Source organism: Corallococcus sp. CA053C (assembly GCF_003611675.1).
Taxonomy (GTDB): domain Bacteria; phylum Myxococcota; class Myxococcia; order Myxococcales; family Myxococcaceae; genus Corallococcus.
In genome coordinates this window covers 1-18,237 of record NZ_RAWA01000183.1, presented here as the reverse complement: position 1 = coordinate 18,237, position 18,237 = coordinate 1, and the positions used below count along the sequence as shown (strand labels likewise).

The following is an 18,237-nucleotide window of genomic DNA, read 5'->3' as shown; positions in this document are numbered from 1 at the left end:
CCCTGGACGTCCCCCTCCCCCTGTGACAAGGCCCTTCTGCCAGGGTCTCCACGTGCCTGACCGCTGCTCCAGCCGGAGGGCGTGACTACCTTGGGCCTCGACGAGGGGCCCCTTCCAGTACGAAACGAGGCTGCGAATGGCGACGTCGAAGCGTGGATTGGTGGAGAAGGTGAAGCGCGCGGTCACCCAGGTGGGCACCCGAGGGGCGCGCGCCCTGGTGCAGACGGCCCTGGGCACGGCGTCGGCGACGGTCCGGACGGTGGACTCGCTCCAGGTGAAGCTGGGCAAGAAGGTCCCCGCCGCGCGCGGCAAGGCCAAGGCCACGACGGTCCGGAAGGTGGAGGCGGCCAAGCACACCCCGTCCACGACCCCGCGCAAGGCGGCGGCCCCGGCGCGCAAGGCGGCTCCCGCGCGCAAGGCGGCGGTCCGCAAGACGGGCAGCAAGGTCGTGGCGGTGCCCGCCGCGGCGAAGCGCCGCACCGCGAGCAAGGCCCCCGTGGCGAAGAAGGCCGCGGCTCCGGCGAAGAAGGCCGCGAAGACCTCGCGCCGCGGCAAGTAGGAGCTTCATCCCGCGCGGCGCGGACCGGCCCGGGGAGTTCTCCAGGGTCGGGCGGCTCGCGCGGAAGCGGCGCCTGGAAGCCTTCAGCGCCGGGCGGCTTGCGAAGGCTGCATCCCGAAGCCTCCAGCGCCAGGCGGTTCGCGGAGGCCGCTCCGGGGCCACGCCTGGGGCGCGGAGTCCCCGGCGCGGCGCTGCTTCAGCGGACCGCGTTGCGGGGCGCGCTCTTGCGGGCCGGGGGCGGGGCCTTGCGCTTGGGCACGGTGCGCGTCACGGAGCCGGGGCGGCGGGCCACGGCGGCGGCGCGCTCCTTCTCCTCGGCGGCCTTCAGCGCCGCGGCGCGCACGGCCAGCTGCTCCGCCTGCTGCGCCCAGCGCCGCTTGAGCACGTCGCGCAGGCCGTCCGTCTGCAGGTCCACCTGCGCCTGGTTCAGCCGGTAGTGCAGGTCCTCGCGCAGCGTGCCTCGCGTCAGGGCCGCGCTCGCCGCGCCCGACACGCCCACCACCACCTTGGGCCGCTCCTCCTGCATCTGCAGGCAGCGCAGGATGAGCCCCTGCGCGTCCAGCGGCAGCTTCGCCACGTCCGCGACGAAGAGCACGCCGTTGGGCTGCCGCAGCGCCCCGGGGAGCTCCGCCGCCTGACGCACCTCCGTCAGCGGGACGCCAAAGTTGCGCGCGGCTTCCTCCGCCCAGGCACGGCGCTCATCCTCGGTCCCTCCATGGATGAGCAGCGACGCACGGTTGGAGACGAGGTCTTCTTCTCGATAGCCTCGAGGAGCCACGGGATGCCCTGCCCTTCTAGGAAAGCGGGTCCTCGCAAAGTCTAACGCCCTCCTGGGTCGCCTGTTCAATCCCTTACTTGGGAGAAATGAGCAGGGACCCGATTCACGAGCAGCGGAAGACTGGACATCCGTTCATCGGACAAGGGGACCGCGCGCGGCCTGGAAGCCCGGCCCCGCGGCGCGAGCCCTCAGGCGGTGGGCACCACCATCACCGGGCGGCGGCAACGCGCCACCAGCTCTCGCGCCACCGCGCCCTGCAGCATGTCCGGCACGACTTCGTGACGCTCCGACGTGCCCACGCACACCAGGTCCACGCCCTCGCGCTCCGTGGCCTGGCAGATGGCGAGCGCCACGTCGTTCCCGCTCACGCCCTCCACGCTCCAGTGCACCGCCAGGGCGACCGCGTCCCGGGGCACCTGGTCCCAGAGCCGTTTGAGCACCGCGTCCCGCTCGCCCGCGGGCTCCGGGAGCACGCCGTGCACGTCCCGGGGGCCCCGCTCGCGGCCCCGGAGCTGGTGCACGTGCAGCAGGTGCACGCGGCCGCCGGGCCCCACCAGCGTGCACGCCTGCGCGATGGCCTGTCCCGACGCGGCCGTGAAGTCCACCGGCACCAGCACGCTGCGGGGCGGAGGGATGCGGCGCGGCTCGCGGGCGCCGGGCGGGGTGCACGCCACCGACCGCTCCGCGTGGCGCAGCACGCCTTCGGACACCGAGCCGTGCCACAGCCGCTGCACCCCGCCGCGCAGGTGCATGCCCACCACCGTCAGGTCCACGGCGTGCGCGTGGGCCACGTGCAGCAGGTGGTCCGCCGGGCGGCCATAGCCGGGCTCCAGCACCACCTCCACGCGGCCCTCGCCCTCCAGGTCCCCCACGCGCTCGCGCACCTCGCGGTGCAGCACCCGCTCCACCACCGGGTCCAACGCCTCGATGTCGCGCGCCTGCGGGGCCAGGAGCTCCACGTGCACCGGGCTGTGGATGCCCAGCCGCTCGCGCTCCTCCGCGGGCGAGCACACGAAGGTCGCCAGCACGTCGCACCCGCCCACCCTGCGCAGCTCGCGCAGGAAGGTGAGCGCCGCGCTCGACGTGGACGACCGGGGGTCCACCCCCACCATCACCAGCAGCCGGCGCCGGCCCCGGGCCCAGTCCAAGAGCGCCGTGTCCCGCCGCACCACCAGCACCGGGGCACAGCCGTGACGGGCCAGCCGTTCCGCCAGGGACGTCTTCCTCCAGGCGGAGGTGCGCCAGCCCTGCGCGGCCACCACCACCAGCCGGGCGTCGCGACAGTCCTCCTCGCCCAGCAGCGTGTCCACCGAGCCCCCCCGGTGCATCCGGGGCTGCACCGTGCCCGCGAGCGACCGCAGGCGCGCGGACTCCGCCGCGAGTCCGGCCTCCATCACAGCCAGGGCGTCAGGGGCCTCCGCGTCCGGGACCTCGTCGGCCACGCCCAGCAGCACCAGGGGCTCCCCCAGTCGGCAGGCGATGGTCGCCGCCACGGTGGCCGCGTGGGCGGCATCGGCGGACAGGTTGGTTGCGCAGATGATGGCCATGGCTGCCCCCTGGGAGGAAGCAACGCCCGCTGGCGCTTCCCCGCCAGAAGGATGCGCACGCCCACCCCCAGGTGGCGGCCCGCCTTCCATGCCGGCCTGCCTGCTCTCCGCGCCGGAGCCTCAGCGGGACCCGGTCCCCGGGGAGTGGCCTTCAGCGCAGCAGCTGCTGGTGGCCGTCGTGGTTGGTGTGGTCCTGGTCCTCGCCTACGCCGCCGCGCTGGTGCTCGCGACCGAAGGTGGACAGGAACGCGCCCTGCGAGTTGCTGGCGTACTGGTACGCCCGGCCCCACGGGTCCAGCGGAACGACGGGCAGGTAGTGGGGCACGAGCAGCGCGTCCAGGTTGCCCTCCTCCGGCAACCGGCCCTGGTGCTCGGCGCGGTAGCGCTCCAGCGCGTCCAGGATGACGGCGAAGTCGGCGTGGATGCGCTTGGCCTGCTCGCTGTCGCGGCGGTGGAAGGCGGTGAGCACCAGCGCCACGACGAGCCCCAGCGCGAACACCACCGCGACCCACGGCAGCGGTGAGCGGCGGGACTTCTCGGACACGGCGGAGGAGTGGGACAGGGCGGCCATGGCGCGCCCACCCTACCAAACGACCGCACCCGGAAAACGGGGGACTTCAGAGGGCCCGGTACAGCGGCACGGGCTGCTGCTTGCCCTTCAGGCGCACCGGGGGGAGGTCCTCGAAGGCCGTCTCGTTCGCGTTCACCAGGTCGCGCGTGCGCTCGCCCACCAGGATTTCCCCCGGGCCGGCCAGCGCGCACAGCCGCGAGGCCACGTTCACCGCATCGCCGATGCAGGTGTACTCGGCCCGGAGCGCGCTGCCGATGTTGCCGGACACCACCACGCCCGAGTTGAGCCCCACGCCCAATTCCAGCACCAGGGGCTGCCCCTCGCGGCCGTGGGCCACCCACTCGGCCTCCGCCACCGCGCGCAGCTCCACGAAGGCCTCCATCATCATCTTCGCGCACTGCAGGCCCCGGAGCGCGTCGTCCGGACGGGCCACGGGCGCGCCGAACACCGCCATCAGCCCGTCGCCCAGGAACTTGTCCAGCGTGCCGCCGCAGGTGAGCACCGCGTCCGACAGCCGGCCCAGCACCTGGTTGAGCACCGCCACCACCTGTTCGGGCGGGAGGCTCTCCGCGAGCCCGGTGAAGTTGCGGATGTCCGCGAACAGCACCGTCACCTCGCGCTTCTCCCCGGCGAGCACCGCCGCGTCCGCGCTCTTGAGGATCTCCTCCACCACCGCGTCGGACGTGTAGCGCGCGAACAGCTTGCGCATGCGCTCCGTCTCGCCCGTGCGGCGCACCACGCTCTCGATGCGCGCCGCCAGCTCGTCCATGGACGCGGACTTGTTCACGTAGTCGTCCGCGCCCGCGCGCAGGCCCCGCACGCGCTCCGCCTCGCGGTCGTTCGCGGTGAGCACGATGATGGGGATGGCGCTGCGCGGGCCCTCCTTCAGCCGCCGGCACAGCTCCACGCCGTCCAGCCCGGGCATCTCCAAATCGCTCAGCACGATGGACGGCTGCAACCGCCCCATGCCCTCCAGCGCCTCGTACGGATCCTGGAAGCAGAGGACCTCGTAGCCCAGCGCCACCAGCCCCTCCTGCACGAACGCGCACGCGAGCGGGCTGTCGTCCACCACCACCACGCGGCGGCGCCCCTCCATCGCGGGGCGGGGCATGTCCTGCCGTCCGGCGATGCGGTTCTGCACGCCCAGCGCTTCGTAGATCTGCTTGTACGTGCAGTGCCCCTGCTCGACGAGGATCTCCCCCAGCCGGCGCCCGTCGCGCCGCTGCCGCGCCAGGGACTCCGCCAGCTGCGCGAGCGTCACGTACTTGAGCCCCACCAGCAGCTCGCCCAGCGGCGGCTGCGCGGGCCCCTTGTCCTGCTGGTTCAGGCCCAGCGCCTCGCCGAGCGCGTCCTGAATCTGCTCCCGCGACACGTAGCCCAGGGAGATGAGCGCCTCGCCCACGCGCTGCCCGGTGAGCGCCTGCAGCGCGAGCGCCTCCTGCACCTGCCCCGGCGAGACGACGCCCAGCTTGAGCAACAGGTCACCGAAGAGGGGGCTCGAAGCACTCATGCGGCAACCTCCGCCCCCCGTCGACAGAACCGGGAGCGAGACACGGGCGGCCCGGCGCGCGCCCTGCCGCACAGCGTAACCCAACCCCGCCCCCGAAGCCTCCAGCCCTCCAGGGTGTGATGGAACCCAGGGGAACCCAGGGTCAGTGCGGGAAGACGCGGGTGAAGGCGAGGGCGAGCTCCAGGACAATCAGTGCGACGATCATGACCTCCAGGATGTGGGAGCGGTCGATGTCCACCTCGCCCTTGAGCAGGCCATACGTCTGCGCGAGCAGCTGCTGCTTGCGCGTGACGGAGCCCTGCCACGCGGGGATGCGCATGCGGCGCACGGCGCCCTCGTAGACCTTGGCCAGGTAGAAGTCGCCGATGATCTTCAGGCTGTTCTCCACCCGCTCCACGAACTCGTTGAGGTCCACGAGCGTGCCCAGCGTCTCGCGCGCGAGGCTGCGGTAGGGGCTGCGGAACAGCGTCGTCCAGCCGGGCTTGCGCGCCTGCACCTCGTCGTGGATCCGCGCGATGTGTTTGTCCAACCGCTCGTCGTAGTAGCGGAACTCCAGGAGCTGCGCGTTGGCGATCTCCAACAGGTCCGGGATGTCGCGCGAGCCGGACGGCTCGTAGACGAAGGCGGAGTTCCAGTCCACGACGACCAGGTCGTGCGCGGTGTAGCTGAAGCGCACCTGCGTGACGGCCTCGCGCTCGCGCGGCGCGAGGTCCGGCGTGCCCACCTCGCCCAGGAGCAGCCGCGCGATGTCCGCGCGTTCAAACAGCTCCTCCGCGGACGGGTTGCCCTGGATGCGCTCGGCGAAGATGACGGTGTAGCTCTCGCTCTGGTCCCACAGGTGGGGCTCCTGCGTCGCGGAGGCGATGGTGCGACGCACGCCCTCCACCAGCTCCCGCGCCAGGTCCTCCAGGGCCTGGCTGTCATAGAGCTCGTCGGCGACCTCGGTGAGCGTCTCCCAGGTGGTGCCGGACGTCACGGGGACGCGCAGGATGATGGACGCGGCGCCATGGTCGAAGAGGCGCGCGGTGGCGTCCACCGTGACGGGGCCGCCGCGCAGCGCGAGCGGCTTGCGACCCAGCTCATAGGCGACGGGAGGGTTGGGCAGCTGGATGTACTGGCTGTTCTCGCGCGACAGCTTCAGCCGGCGCGAGTCCTCCGACAACGCCTTGCGTGCGCGCTCCAGGTCGATCTCCTCCGCGATGTCGAACGTGCGGTAGCAGAGGATGTGGGCCTGTTCGAAGAGCAGCGGAACTCCCGCGGGCACGGACATGGTGCGTCCACCCTACCGCGCGGCGTCTTCCCACAGGACGGGAAGTTCCAGCGCGAGCGCCTCGAATGGCTCCGCGTGGACCGTCTCTTCCTCCAGGTGGGTGGCAAGCAACAGGTAGTGCGGCCCCTCCAGGCGGAAGACCTCCAGGGTGCGTTGGATCGGATCCACCAGCCAGACGTGTTTCACTCCCTCCCGCGCATAGGCCACCAGCTTCCGGGCCCGGTCGAGTCGAGCCGTGGAAGGGGACAACACCTCGCACAGCCAATCGGGCGCCATCGTGAAACCCACCACATCCGGCAGTTCGGGCATGCGTTCCCGACGCCAGCCCGCGATGTCCGGCACCAGGACATCGCGGCCCAGGTGCAGCTCCGGCTCGAAGAGGAGGATCCATCCTCCGGGACCCCCGCGTCCCCGGCCAAAAGGCCATCGAAGCTCGGCATAGAGGTAGGAAGCCGCGGAGGCATGCCGCGATGCGGGGCGTGGGCTCGCATGCAGCTCGCCAGCGACAATCTCCCCCACCTGGTTCGGAGGGAGCGCTTCGAGGTCGGCGTAGGTCGCGGGCTTTCGGGTCATCTCTGGGACAACCAATCTAGCAGGTAGGGCCATGGCCGGACACTCTCATGCCCGTCTGACACGCTTTCCCTCGGGTGTACCCCGACGCCGGGAGCCCCGGAAGGCCCCCGGATGTTTCACGCGAACTGTCTCTTCAGTCGCCGCCGCCCTCGGGCAGGACGACCCCGATGCCTCCGGGTCCCCGTGCATCGTCGGGCAGGTGGCCGATGTGGCCGGGCGTGGGGAGGGGACGGTCCCCCGCCTGACGCTTGAGTTCCTGTTCGTCCTCCGGAAGCTGCGGTTCCTTCCGGGGGCTGTCGTGCTCGCCCATGGTGGCTCCTTCCCAGGTGAGAGGGTTTGACCTCTCTCAAGCTAGGGAGCCCGCGCCCGGGTCGGCACCCCGTACCCGTCCGTCCGCGGAGCGTGCAGGGGACCTGGGAACCCTACGCCGGGCCCCGGGGGCGCGAGGGCGGCGCGAGCGTCGTGCGCACGTCCCACAGCTCCGGGAAGAAGCGCAGGTCCAGCGCCTTGCGCAGGAACCCCACGCCGGACGAACCGCCGGTGCCCTGCTTGAACCCGATGATGCGCATCACCGTCATCATGTGCCGGTAGCGCCAGAGCTGGAACCGCTCCTCGGTGTCCACCAGCTTCTCGCACATCTCATACGCGTCCCAGTGCTTGTCCGTGTCCTCGTAGATGCGGCGGAACACCTCCATCACCTGGGCGCTCTTCTCATACGGCTGACGCCAGTCGCGCTCCACGTGGCTCGCCGGCACGTCGTGTCCCTTGCGCGCCAGGTGCCGCAGGAACTCGTCGTAGATGCCCGGCGACTCCAACAGCCGCTCCAGCTCCGCGTGCACGTGGGGCACGTGCTGGAAGGGCTTCAGGGCACTCTCGTCCTTGTTGCCCAGCAGGAACTCCACCTCGCGGTACTGCGCGCTCTGGAAGCCCGACGCGTGGCCCAGCGTGTCGCGGAACTCCAGGTACTCGTTGGGCGTGAGCGTCTCCAGCACGCTCCACTGTTCGAAGAGCATCCGCTGGATGTGCGCGACGCGCGCGAAGATCTTGAAGGACGGCTCCAGCCGGTCCGCCTGGATGTAGCGGATGCACGCGGACAGCTCGTGGATGAGCAGCTTCATCCACAGCTCGCTCGTCTGGTGCTGGACAATGAACAACAACTCGTCGTGGTGCGGAGGCTGGGAACGGGGCACCTGCGCGGACAACAACCGGTCCAACTGCAGATAGTCACCGTAGGTCGTCCGGCCCGCGAGGTCCGTGACGATTCCAGGCTCCAGGTCGCGTTTGCTCATGGCCCGGGCATTCATGCGCACCAACCACCTCGCGGCGCAAGCACATCCTCCGCGCGGATAAACCTCCCACGCTCCCGTACGGGAGTGTGGTTCACCTCTGCCCGGGCCGGGGCAACGTACTGCTTAAGCGTTCTTCTGAGCGGCTTCCGCGAGCGCCTTGGAGGCCGCGCGGCCACGGGGCAGCTTGATGTCCTCCACGCTGTTCGGATTGGCGTAGTCCGCCCACGCCGAAGGACGGCGGTTGGTCTTCTCCAGCATCCGCAGCTTCTGGTAGTGCGCCGCGCAGTAGCCCTTGGTGCGGCTGGGCTTGCCGCAGCCCTGGATGGCGCACTCACGCGCGCCGCCGTCCGCCGCCGGCTTGCGACCCCGACGCTTGCCACCCGCCGGCGCCGCCACCGGCGCGCTCACGGCCGCGCGACCCGCCGGACGACCCACGGGGCGACGCCCCGCCTTGCCAGCCGCGGGCGCCTGCGCGCCGAAGAGCGGACCCACGACCTGCGCCAGGGGCGCCAGACGCTCGGCCACGCTGCGAAGCGCATCCAGGTCCGCCGTCCCCGACTCCAGACGCGCAACCACATCACGCAGGGGCTTCAACTGCACTTCAATCTCGTTGCGAATCATCTCGCGGAACGCCTTGTCAACTGACATTTCGAACAATCCTCGGTTTAGGGGGGAGCCTTGCCTTGGCGTGAACCGGCACGCTGGACTACCAATACCTTCCAGAAAGCCAATTGTCGAAGGAAGCGATAAAAAGTTGTGACGCCACTGCGTATCAGCGGGCGTGAAGGGCCGGGAACAAGCGCCTGGAAGGCGCTACCGCACGGCTTCTACGCATCCCAATGCAGGGCTTCCAACAACGCACCACGACCGGCGGCGGGGGTGCTTTGCGAGCGCTCCAACAGCTCCTCGCACGTGAGTGCCAGGTCGTGTTCAAGGCCCTCCAACTCCCCTGAATCCAGGGAAGTGGCCAACCGGGGCAGCAACAGATGTTCCGTGCCCTGCACATGCGCCACGACCAGGTCCTGGAGGGTGAACAGACGCGCCTGCCACTCGGCGCCGCCAGGCGTCAGCTCCTGCAACTCCTCCAGCAGCTCGCGCAGGGTGAGGTGGTCCTCGGCCTCCTCGCGGGCACGGGCGCGGCCCTCCACGCGCGTCACCAGCGGGTACACGTGGCGTTCCTCCAGGCGGGAATGCAGACGCAAGAGGCGGGAGAAGGCTTCCTGTTGCACCCGCAGCTCGTCCGGGTCCGTCTCCGTGTCCAGGCGCTCCAGCAGCGCCTCCAGCTCACGGTGTTGCTCCACGAGAATGTCGAAGGACCCCGCCATGGACGCCGCCATGCATCAAGCATCGGCACGCGGATGGAGGCAGACAACCTCACCGGCTCTCTTCAGGAGCGCCGCCGTGAAAGCCAGCCTGCTGGCAGGCAATCCCCGACACCCTCCCCCCGGCCTTCTTGCCATGATGACAACAGCGGTGGAGCCCCCGGCCGGCCGCCTGCCCGGTGCCAGCCCGCTCCAGCGTTTCCATCTTGGCTCCACCGTGGAAGCCACACTCGCAAGCGTCCGCAGAGCCGTGTTCCGGTTCGCTGAAACCGGCGCGGCCCTCTCCGCGCGCTACCACCGCGCCCGACTGGTCGGTGCTGAACACTTACCACACAAGGGCGCCCTGCTGCTCGTCGGCAACCACGGCGTCTGGGGATACGAGACGCCGGCCTTCTTCCATTTGCTGCACAACGCCACGGGTCGCTATCCCCTCGGGCTCGCGGAACGAGGGTTCTTCAAGATTCCCCTGGTTCGCACGGTGTTGCCCTGGCTGGGCGGGGTGGAGGGCACGCCGGAGAACGCGCTGCGCTCGCTGTCCGAGGGTCAGCTCGTCGTGTGCTACCCCGGCGGGGCCCGGGAGACCTTCAAACGCAGCCAGGGCCGCTACCGGCTGCGCTGGGAGCGCGCGCTGGGGTTCGTCCGGCTGGCCATGAAGGCGGGGGTGCCGGTGGTGCCCTTCGCGGGGTTTGGCGTGGATGACACCTTCTTCTGGCCCCCGGCCGAGGACCGGCTGTGCTGGCAGCTGGCGCAAGAGGAGAAGTACCGCATGCCGCTGGTGATGGGTTTGGGGCCGCTGCCCTTGCCGGTGCAGCTCACCTTCGCGGTGGGCGAGCCCCAGCAGCCGCCGCCCCCGGGCGCGTCCGAGTCGCGCCTGCACACCTTCCGCGACCACGTGGCCGCCAGCGTCCGCCGCCTGCTGCTGAGGGCCTGCCATGCTTGATGCCACCGCCGCCGTCGCCTCCAGCGCCCCGCCCCGGGACCGCGTGCCGCCGCGGGTCCCGGACGTGGAAGACATCCAGCGGGGCTATGCCCACCTGGCGTGTGAAGAGCGCTCTGTCCGGGGCACGCCGGTGCGCCTGTTCACCTTCCCGCACGGCAGCACGGACGTGGCCCGCACGGTGGTGTGTCTTCCGGGCCTGGGCGCCAGTGGCCGCTCGTTCGCGCCCATGGAGCCCCTGGCGCACGCGCACCGGCTGCTCTTGTGGACGCCGCCGCTCAAGACGCCCGCGACGCATACGCCGTTGCAGTGGAACCTGTCGGTGCTCAACCACCCGGAGGCCCGGCTCCCGCGGCGCTTCGCGCTGATGGGGTCTTCCTATGGCAGCCTCGTGTCCATCGCGTATGCGTTGGAGCACCCCGCGCGGGTGAAGGCGCTGGTGCTGGTGTCCCCGGTGGCCAGCGTGCGCCGGGTGCGGCGGCTGGCGCTGACGCTGTCCACGCTGGTGCGCGCGCCCCGGCCGCTGGCGTATGTCTTCGCGCCCACGGTGGCCCGGGTGCTGGGCGGCTCGGCGCTGCCCCCGGAGGCGCGGGCGGAGATCGTCCGCGAGGCCCGGCGGCTGTCGTCGCTGGAGTTGATGCGCCGGCTGCGCGACATCCTGGCCGCGGACTTCCTGCACCGGCTGGGGGAGCTGCGCGTGCCCACGCTCATCATCGAGGGAGGCCGCGACCTGCTGGTGCCGCCGTCGGCCGCGCGGGACGTGGCGGCGCGCGTGCCGGGAGCGGCGCTGGAGTTCCTCGAGACGGCCAGTCACCTGCCGTACATGAGCCATCCCGAAGCGTTCAATGCGCGGGTGTCGGACTTCCTCGCACGGCACCCCGACTGAGCAATCGTTATCTCTTCCTCCAGGGGAAGACATCCGAATGACGACCGCCGCCGACCACCTGTCCCGCTCCGCCCTGCTGTTCCTGTCGCGCCAGTCCAACTTGAAGGACGTGGCCACGCGGTTCAAACCCTTCCGTGAGCTGGCCTCGCGCTTCATCGCGGGCGAGACGCTGGAGGAGGCGGTGGACGCGGTGCGGGCCCTGTCGGACCGGGGGCTGATGGCCAGCTTCGACCACCTCAACGAGGCGGTGCGCACGCCCGAGGAGACGCGGGACGAGGTGCGCCAATACCAACGGCTGCTCGCGCGCATCGACCAGGTGGGCGTGAAGGCCAACGTGTCCATGAAGCTCACGCAGTGCGGCCTGTTGTTCGACAAGGGGCTGGCGCTCCAGAACGCACGCGCGGTGGTGGCGGACGCGGCGGCGCGCGGCTCGTTCGTGCGCGTGGACATGGAGGAGAGCGCCGTCACCCAGGCGACCCTGGACATCGTGCGGGAGTTGCACGCGGAGTTCGGCGAGCCGCACGTGGGCGCCGTCCTCCAGAGCTACCTGCGCCGCACGGAGGCGGACGCGAAGGCCCTGTGCGCGGAGCGCATCCGCATCCGGCTGTGCAAGGGCGCCTACCTGGAGGGTCCGCAGGTGGCGTTCCCGGACAAGCAGGACGTGGACGACAACTTCGTGCGCTGCATGCGCATCCTGTTGGACAGCGGCGTGTATCACGGCATCGCCACGCATGATGAGCGGATGATTGACGCCACGCGGGAGCACGCGGCCCGCAACCACCTGCCGCGCGGCGCCTTCGAATTCCAGATGCTGTATGGCATCCGCCGCGACCTCCAGGAGCAGCTGATCCAGGACGGCCACCCGGTGCGTGTCTATGTCCCGTATGGGAAGCACTGGTATCCGTATTTCATGCGACGGCTGGCGGAGCGCCCGGCCAACCTCTGGTTCGTGATGCGCAACCTGATGAAGGGGTGAGTCCATGGCGAGCCGCTTCGTCAACGCCTGCATCGCGGGGACCCTGGGCGGGCTGGCCCTGCGGGTGCTCATCTCCGTGCGCAACGCGTCCCTGGGCAAACCGCCGCCGTATGCCGCCCGCTTCATCGCCCAGCGGCTGATGGGCCGCGTGCTGCGCCGGGAGCTGACGCCGGAGGAGGCCCGGCGCTGGGCGTGGGCCTTGCGCTTCGGCTACTCGCCGATGCTCGCGGTGGCCTGGAGCCTGGCCGGGCCCGCCGAGGAGCGCTGGTCCCTGGTGCCGCGCGGGCTGCTCTTGGGGCTGGGCGTGCTGGCCTTCGAGCACCTGGCGTTCCCGGTGTTCAAGGCGACCGAGGCACGCAGCACCTGGACGCCCCAGGAGCACGCGTGGCTGGTGGCGCAGACCGCCCTGTACGGCGTGGTGACGGAGGCGTCGATCCGCGCGCTCACGCCCCGGAGCTCGCGGTGGGTCAGGGCTCGGGAGTCTTTGCGTCGCCCTTCCTGGGCGTGACGGGCTGACGCGGCGGCGTTTCCTCGTGGGCGGTGTCGGGGCGTCCCTCCGCCAGCCAGGCGATGGCGTGGGCGGAGCTGGGCATGGTGAGCAGCAGGAACGCGGCCACCAGCAGCCCGCGCAGCAGCAGCTTCGGGTCCCCGGTCGCGAGCGTGGCGCCGAGGATGACCAGCACCGCGCCGAAGGGCACCATCCCCGCAGCGTGGACCCGCGTGAGCACCGACGGCAGCCGGTACATGCCGATGAGGGACAGGGTGATGAAGAGCAGGCCCAGCGCCACCAGCCCGTCCGACACCCATTGCAGGAGCGCGGCGGTCATCGGGAGTCCTCCTCTTCCTCGCGGAAGGCGCGGCCGTGGTGCAGGTAGCGCGCCCCGGCCACCGTCTGCACGAAGGAGAGCAGCGCCAGCACCAGCGCCGCGTCCAGGTAGCCGGCCTCGCCGCGCGTGGCGCCGTACAGCGCGAGCACCGCGCAGATGACCAGGCCCAGGGTGTCCACCGCCATCAGCACGTCCGCGGCGGAGCGCTGCCGCGACGCCAGCAGCACCAGCGCGCCCAGCAGGCCCACCATCCAGAGGATGGCCAGCGTGAAGAAGGTCTCGTGCACCGGGGTCCTCCCCTACGGAAACACCGCGCGCTGGTAGCGCCGGTAGAAGTCGTCCTGCTGCCTGCGCAGCGCTTCCGGGTCGGACGCGTCCAGCGCGTGCATGCGCATCACGCGCCGCTCCCAGTCCAGCTCCAGCAGCACCGTGCCCGGGGCCAGGGACATCACCCACGAGGACACCTGCACGCCCCGCGCGGTGCGCTCGCCCATGGGCACGTCCACCACGCCCGCGTGGGCCGCGCGCTCCCTGCCCCCGAAGATGACGCCCAGCAATTGCGCGCAGCTCTTCACCACCAGCACCGTCAGCGCCCCGCCGAAGCGCGGCAGGTGCCACAGGCACCGCCACCCTTCGCGCGAGGACACTCCGGGGGGCAGGCCTGCCATCGGGAACAGGCGCATCACGCCCACGGCCAGCACCGCGCCCACCGCGAGGTCCACCGGGTGGAGGCTGCCCACCATCGCCGCGTAGAGCAGCGCCAGGGCAAGCACCCGCGCGGCCGTGCGCAGCCTCATCGCCGCACCCCCAGGCCCGCGACGGCGTCCCGGCCCGCGCGCAGCAGCGGCTCCGGCCACAGGCCCGTCGCGACAAGCGCCAGCGACAGGGCGAACACCACCGCGCCCGTGCCCCGGTGCAGGGCCGCGCCCTCCCGCAGCCACTGCTCGCGCTGGTAGGCGCGGAAGAGGGCCAGCAGGGACAGGACGCTCGCCAGCACCACCAGCGCCGCGAGCAGCGGATGGCCCCGCTCCAGCGCGGCCCTCAAGAGCCACGCCTTGGACCAGAAGCCCGCCGTGGGGGGCACGCCCGCCGTGCTGAAGGCCGCGACGGAGTAGGCCCTGCGGGCGCGCTCGCCGCCCCGGTCCTGCGCGAGGAACAGCGCCGTCTTGTCCACGGAGCCCGCCAGCGCCAGCGCCACCGCCGCGGACAGCCCCTCCGGGCCGTCCAGCCCCAGCGCCGCGATGATGAGCCCCGCCTGGGTGATGGACGCGTACGCCAGCACCTCGCGCGTGTCCCGCCGCGACAGCGCCAGCACGGAGCCGTAGAGGATGCTCGCGGCGCCCAGCACTTCCAGGAGCGGCCGGGCGCGCTCCAGCACCTGCGGCATCACGTCCGCGCCGAAGCGGATGAGGCCATAGCTGCCGATGTTCGCCAGCGCCCCCGCGAGCAGCGCCGCCACCGTGGGGCCCGCGTCGCGGTACACGGCCGGCGCCCAGAAGTGGAACGGGAAGAAGCCCAGCTTCACGCCGAACGCGCACAGCAGCAGCGTGCCCGGGACGACCAGCGCATGCGGGTCCTGCGCCTGTCCCCACGCGATGATGGACTGCATGTCCAGCGTGCCGGTGGTCAGGTACAGCATCACCACCGCGGTGAGGAACAGCGTGGAGCCCATCAGGTTCACCACCACGAAGGTGAACGCGGCGCGCAGGTTGCGGGGCGACTCCCCATAGGACGCGAGCGCGAAGGCGGACGTCATCGCCAGCTCGAAGAAGACGTAGAAGTTGAACGCGTCGGACGTGAAGAACACGCCCGTGAGCCCCGCGCCCAGGAACACCACCAGCGACGGGAAGCTGCGCGACGTGATGCCTCCGGCGACGTGCTCGTAGACGAGCGTGCCCAGCAGCACCGCGGTGGACACCAGCGCGTACACGATGGACAGCGGATCCGCGCGCAGGCGGATGCCCACGCCCACCGGCCAGTCGCCGGTGACGAACTCGGGCGGGTGTGCGCTCCAGGCCTGCGGCAACAAGAGCGCCGTGCACACGAGCGTGGCGGCCAGGGTCGCGATGCCCAGCCACGCCACCCACGCGCGCCGGCCGTCCAGGAACGCCAGCACCGCGGCCAGCACCCACGGCAGGAGGAGCGGTCCCCAGAGGGGCATCGGCGTCATACAGGCCGCTCGCCTTCGGTGTCGTGCACGCGCTTGAGCTCTGCTTCCACCAGCCGGTCCGTGCGCAGCGAGCCGTGCGCGCGCTGCGTGCGGTGCACCAGCGTGAGCAGCAGCGCGGACACCGCGAAGCCGATGACGATGGCCGTGAGCGCCAGCGACTGGAGCACGGGGTCCGTCACCGGCCAGCCCGGCTGCACGTGCACGGCCTCCCCGCGCTCCGGGAAGGAGCCCGCGAGGATGAGCAGCACGCTGGAGTTGGTGATGAGCACCGTGCCGCACGCCACGCGCACCAGCTCGCGCTCCAGCACCATGCGCACGCCGCACGCGAACAGCAGGCCCACCACCAGGGACGCGATGAGGATCATGGTCCGGACTCCTCTTCCGTGGACGTGCTGAGCGCGAACCGGTCGATGACGGTGACCACGAGCCCGAAGACGATGAGCATCAGCCCCCCTTCGAAGACGAGCGCGGTGTGCAGGTGGAACGCGCCCGCGCCCAGGCCGGGCTGCCCCGGCTGGGGGAAGAGGCTCACGGGGGTGTAGCCCGCGAGCACGGGCAGGAACGCGGTGCCCACCACCAGCAGCAGGCCCACGCCCGCGAGCGGCGCCGCGTACCGCACCGCCACGTAGCGCCGGGCCTGTTCGCGGCCCGTCACCACGTACTGCAACAGCACCACGAGGCCCGCGAGCGCCCCGGCGGGAAAGCCGCCGCCCACCTCCGTGCCGCCCTTGAGCCACAGGGCCAGCGCGATGATCAACGACGGCCACACCAGCATGCGCGACAGGGGCGGGACGAACGAACGCATGTCAGCGCTTCCCCTTCAGCCCGAGGAGGCTGGTGACGCCCAGGAGCGCGACCACCACGACGCTCATCTCCCCCACGGTGTCCAGGCCGCGGAAGTCGGTGAGCACGGCGGCGACGACGTTGGGCGAGTGCGCCACCTCCGCGAGCTTCACCGTCTGGGTGCCCACGCGGTCGGCCTGGAGGTGGGACAGGGCGCTCCAGCTCAAGAGGAAGCCGCTGACGCCCGCGATGCCCGCGGAGATGCGGTCGCGGCCGCGCGGCTTCTGGGCCTCCGCCTGCGCGCGCGCCAGCCGGCGGTCCGGGAGCAGGGCGAGCAGCCCCGCGAAGAGCAGCGTGAAGGTGCTCTCCACCAGCACGGAGGTGAGGGCCACGTCGGGCGCGGCGGCGAAGGCGTACACCATGGCCAGGCTGAAGCCCACGCAGGAGATGAGCATCACCAGCACCAGGTGACTGCGAGCGCGCAGCGTGGCCAGCGCCGCCGCTGACGCGAACGCCAGCGCCATCACCAGCGTCAGGTCCGCCCACCCCACCGTGCCCGGGATGAAGCGGTGGCGCAGCGGCGTCACCCACAGCACCGTCAGGCCCAGCAGGCCCGTGGGCACCAGCACGGACGCCACCCGGTCGCGCAGGTCGCGCACCTCCAGTTCGTGCAGCCACGTCGACAGCCGGTCCAGCTGGTGCAACAGCAGCCGGTAGCCGCGCTCGGGGCCGAACCGGGAGGTGCCTTCCAGCACGCGCACGAGCCCGGGTGTCCACGCCAGGCGCGTGGCGAACAGCACCGCGCCCAGCGCCCAGGCGCCCACGGCCAGCAGGTTCTCCGCGCGGGCATCCAGGTGGTACGCGAGCTCCAGCGTGGAGGGCTCGCCGCGCATGGTGGAGGCGGCGGCGCGGGCGGGCGCGACGAGGAGGCCCGGCAGGAGGCCGCCCGCGAGCACGGACGCGGCGAGCACGACGACGGGCGCGACGAGGAGCCGGGGCGCGGCGGGCACGTCCTGGCGCGTGCCCCCGAAGAGGCCCCACCAGAGGCGCAGCGTGTACGCGAGCGACAGGCCCGCGCCCACGAGTCCGGCCGCCATGGACGCGGGGCCCTTCAGTGCGAGCGCGTGGAAGAAGACCTCGTCCTTGAAGAAGCCCACGGTGAGGGGCAGCGCGGCGAGCCCCGCGGCGGCCACGGCGCTGGCGCCCGCGAGCACGGGGAGCGAGTGGCGCAGGCCGCTGACCTGGGAGAGCTTCTTCTTGCCGGTCACCTGCGTCACCGCGCCCACGGTGAGGAACAGGGCGGCCTTGCAGGGGGCGTGGGCGGCGACATAGAGCGGCGCGCCTTCGGAGCCCAGGGCCACGAGCACCAGCGCATAGCCGTACTGCGCGATGGTGGAGTACGCGAGCACGCGCTTGAACGGATCCGCCACCAGGGCCATCAGGCTGCCCACGGTCATGGACAGGAAGCCGAGGGCGAGCAGCCCATCGCGCACTGCGAGCGCCGGGGCGAACAGCGGGTAGAGGCGCTGGAGGAGGAAGACGCCCGCGGCCACCATCGCCGCCGAGTGCAGGTACGAGGACACGGGCGTGGGCGCGGCCATGGCGCGCGGCAGCCAGAAGTGGAACGGCACCTGCGCGCTCTTGCCCAGCGCGCCCACGGCCAGACACACCAGCGCGCCAGTGGACGCGGGGGAGGTCGCGGCGCGCTCGAAGACGAGCGGCAGGGAGAAGGTGCCGTACTGGAGGCCCAGCGTCATCGCGCCCGCGAAGAAGACGACGGAGGTGGCGCCGGTGAGGACCAGCGACAGCAGCGCGGCGGCGCGAGACTCCGGGTCGTCGCGGTCGTAGCCGATGAGCAGGTACGAGACGATGGTGGTGAGGTCCAACGCCACGAAGAGCAGCAGCAGGTCATCCACGGTGACGAGCAGCACCATGGCGGCCATGAACGACAGCATGAGGACGTGGAAGCGCACCTCGTCGCGCGCGGGCCGGCGCTTCTCCTCCAGGTGGTGCGGAAGGTACGCGCGCGAGTACAGGACGACGAGCGCCCCGACGGACAGGGCCATCACCGCGTAGAGGCCGGACAGCCCGTCCCGTGTGAACTCCAGCGACAGGCCCCACGTGGGCGCCCAGGGAAGGACGAGGCGCGCGGGCCCCAGCGTCAACTCCCGACACAGCGCGACCAGCGAGGCCACGGCGCATGAAGCGCCCACCCAGGCCGCGGCCCCCGGGCGCCCCC

Annotated in this window: 22 protein-coding genes; 5 read left to right on the top strand and 17 right to left on the bottom strand. The window is 71.6% G+C overall.

Annotated features, from left to right (window positions below):
- Positions 1-136: 136 nt before the first annotated feature.
- On the top strand, positions 137-559 hold the full coding sequence (locus tag D7V97_RS46650) for a hypothetical protein (RefSeq protein ID WP_120612842.1): 423 nt from the start codon (positions 137-139) through the stop codon (positions 557-559).
- Between the two features lie 196 nt (positions 560-755).
- Here D7V97_RS46650 and D7V97_RS23210 read toward each other — a convergent pair whose 3' ends face one another.
- From D7V97_RS23210 to D7V97_RS23170, 10 genes are all read right to left on the bottom strand, one after another.
- Positions 756-1,337 (bottom strand): sigma 54-interacting transcriptional regulator, encoded by a 582-nt coding sequence (locus D7V97_RS23210; RefSeq protein WP_120612841.1) that lies wholly within the window; start codon positions 1,335-1,337, stop codon positions 756-758.
- A 188-nt stretch (positions 1,338-1,525) separates the two neighbouring features.
- Complete coding sequence (locus D7V97_RS23205) at positions 1,526-2,884, bottom strand: universal stress protein (RefSeq protein WP_120612840.1); 1,359 nt, start codon at positions 2,882-2,884, stop codon at positions 1,526-1,528.
- 151 nt (positions 2,885-3,035) lie between these two features.
- Positions 3,036-3,455, bottom strand: a complete 420-nt coding sequence (locus D7V97_RS23200; RefSeq protein WP_120612839.1) for a type II secretion system protein GspG — start codon at positions 3,453-3,455, stop codon at positions 3,036-3,038.
- A 46-nt stretch (positions 3,456-3,501) separates the two neighbouring features.
- Positions 3,502-4,965: an adenylate/guanylate cyclase domain-containing protein gene (locus D7V97_RS23195; RefSeq protein ID WP_120612838.1), complete on the bottom strand. Its 1,464-nt coding sequence runs from the start codon at positions 4,963-4,965 to the stop codon at positions 3,502-3,504.
- 142 nt (positions 4,966-5,107) lie between these two features.
- Positions 5,108-6,229, bottom strand: a complete 1,122-nt coding sequence (locus tag D7V97_RS23190; protein ID WP_120612845.1) for a hypothetical protein — start codon at positions 6,227-6,229, stop codon at positions 5,108-5,110.
- A gap of 18 nt (positions 6,230-6,247) precedes the next feature.
- On the bottom strand, positions 6,248-6,808 hold the full coding sequence (locus D7V97_RS23185; protein WP_120612837.1) for a Uma2 family endonuclease: 561 nt from the start codon (positions 6,806-6,808) through the stop codon (positions 6,248-6,250).
- Between the two features lie 133 nt (positions 6,809-6,941).
- The gene (locus tag D7V97_RS44770) at positions 6,942-7,118 is read right to left on the bottom strand and encodes a hypothetical protein (RefSeq protein WP_158623437.1); all 177 of its coding nucleotides are present in this window, start codon (positions 7,116-7,118) and stop codon (positions 6,942-6,944) included.
- 112 nt (positions 7,119-7,230) lie between these two features.
- A complete protein-coding gene (gene kynA / locus D7V97_RS23180) occupies positions 7,231-8,097 on the bottom strand; it encodes a tryptophan 2,3-dioxygenase (RefSeq protein ID WP_120612836.1) in 867 nt (288 codons plus the stop codon).
- 123 nt (positions 8,098-8,220) lie between these two features.
- Positions 8,221-8,745, bottom strand: a complete 525-nt coding sequence (locus D7V97_RS23175) for a cell wall protein (RefSeq protein WP_120612835.1) — start codon at positions 8,743-8,745, stop codon at positions 8,221-8,223.
- A gap of 179 nt (positions 8,746-8,924) precedes the next feature.
- The gene (locus D7V97_RS23170; RefSeq protein WP_233583118.1) at positions 8,925-9,422 is read right to left on the bottom strand and encodes a hemerythrin domain-containing protein; all 498 of its coding nucleotides are present in this window, start codon (positions 9,420-9,422) and stop codon (positions 8,925-8,927) included.
- Positions 9,423-9,669: 247 nt separating this feature from the next.
- On the opposite strand from D7V97_RS23170, the gene D7V97_RS23165 reads away from it, so the two are divergent.
- From D7V97_RS23165 to D7V97_RS23150, 4 genes are read left to right on the top strand one after another with little or no spacing between them, the layout of a single operon-like run.
- Positions 9,670-10,359 (top strand): lysophospholipid acyltransferase family protein, encoded by a 690-nt coding sequence (locus D7V97_RS23165; protein WP_233583117.1) that lies wholly within the window; start codon positions 9,670-9,672, stop codon positions 10,357-10,359.
- Positions 10,352-11,242: an alpha/beta fold hydrolase gene (locus D7V97_RS23160; protein WP_120612833.1), complete on the top strand. Its 891-nt coding sequence runs from the start codon at positions 10,352-10,354 to the stop codon at positions 11,240-11,242. Before D7V97_RS23165 ends, D7V97_RS23160 begins: the two co-directional genes overlap by 8 nt.
- Positions 11,243-11,279: 37 nt before the next feature.
- Positions 11,280-12,218, top strand: a complete 939-nt coding sequence (locus D7V97_RS23155; protein ID WP_120612832.1) for a proline dehydrogenase family protein — start codon at positions 11,280-11,282, stop codon at positions 12,216-12,218.
- 4 nt (positions 12,219-12,222) lie between these two features.
- On the top strand, positions 12,223-12,726 hold the full coding sequence (locus D7V97_RS23150; protein ID WP_120612831.1) for a hypothetical protein: 504 nt from the start codon (positions 12,223-12,225) through the stop codon (positions 12,724-12,726).
- Here D7V97_RS23150 and D7V97_RS23145 read toward each other — a convergent pair.
- The 7 genes from D7V97_RS23145 to mbhE all read right to left on the bottom strand — a co-directional run.
- Entirely contained in the window at positions 12,686-13,045 is a 360-nt protein-coding gene (locus tag D7V97_RS23145) for a monovalent cation/H(+) antiporter subunit G (protein WP_120612830.1), read from the bottom strand. The genes D7V97_RS23150 and D7V97_RS23145 overlap by 41 nt on opposite strands.
- A complete protein-coding gene (locus D7V97_RS23140; protein ID WP_120612829.1) occupies positions 13,042-13,332 on the bottom strand; it encodes a monovalent cation/H+ antiporter complex subunit F in 291 nt (96 codons plus the stop codon). The genes D7V97_RS23145 and D7V97_RS23140 overlap by 4 nt, the downstream gene beginning before the upstream one ends.
- Before the next feature lie 12 nt (positions 13,333-13,344).
- Entirely contained in the window at positions 13,345-13,842 is a 498-nt protein-coding gene (locus D7V97_RS23135; RefSeq protein WP_120612828.1) for a Na+/H+ antiporter subunit E, read from the bottom strand.
- Positions 13,839-15,215: a complex I subunit 5 family protein gene (locus D7V97_RS23130; protein ID WP_233583116.1), complete on the bottom strand. Its 1,377-nt coding sequence runs from the start codon at positions 15,213-15,215 to the stop codon at positions 13,839-13,841. The genes D7V97_RS23135 and D7V97_RS23130 overlap by 4 nt, the downstream gene beginning before the upstream one ends.
- Positions 15,212-15,580: a sodium:proton antiporter gene (locus D7V97_RS23125; RefSeq protein ID WP_120612827.1), complete on the bottom strand. Its 369-nt coding sequence runs from the start codon at positions 15,578-15,580 to the stop codon at positions 15,212-15,214. Before D7V97_RS23125 ends, D7V97_RS23130 begins: the two co-directional genes overlap by 4 nt.
- The gene (locus D7V97_RS23120) at positions 15,577-16,020 is read right to left on the bottom strand and encodes an MnhB domain-containing protein (RefSeq protein WP_120612826.1); all 444 of its coding nucleotides are present in this window, start codon (positions 16,018-16,020) and stop codon (positions 15,577-15,579) included. Before D7V97_RS23120 ends, D7V97_RS23125 begins: the two co-directional genes overlap by 4 nt.
- A 1-nt stretch (position 16,021) precedes the next feature.
- Positions 16,022-18,237, bottom strand: a 2,216-nt coding sequence (mbhE, locus tag D7V97_RS23115) for a hydrogen gas-evolving membrane-bound hydrogenase subunit E (protein WP_120612825.1), incomplete at its 5' end; no start/stop codon positions are given.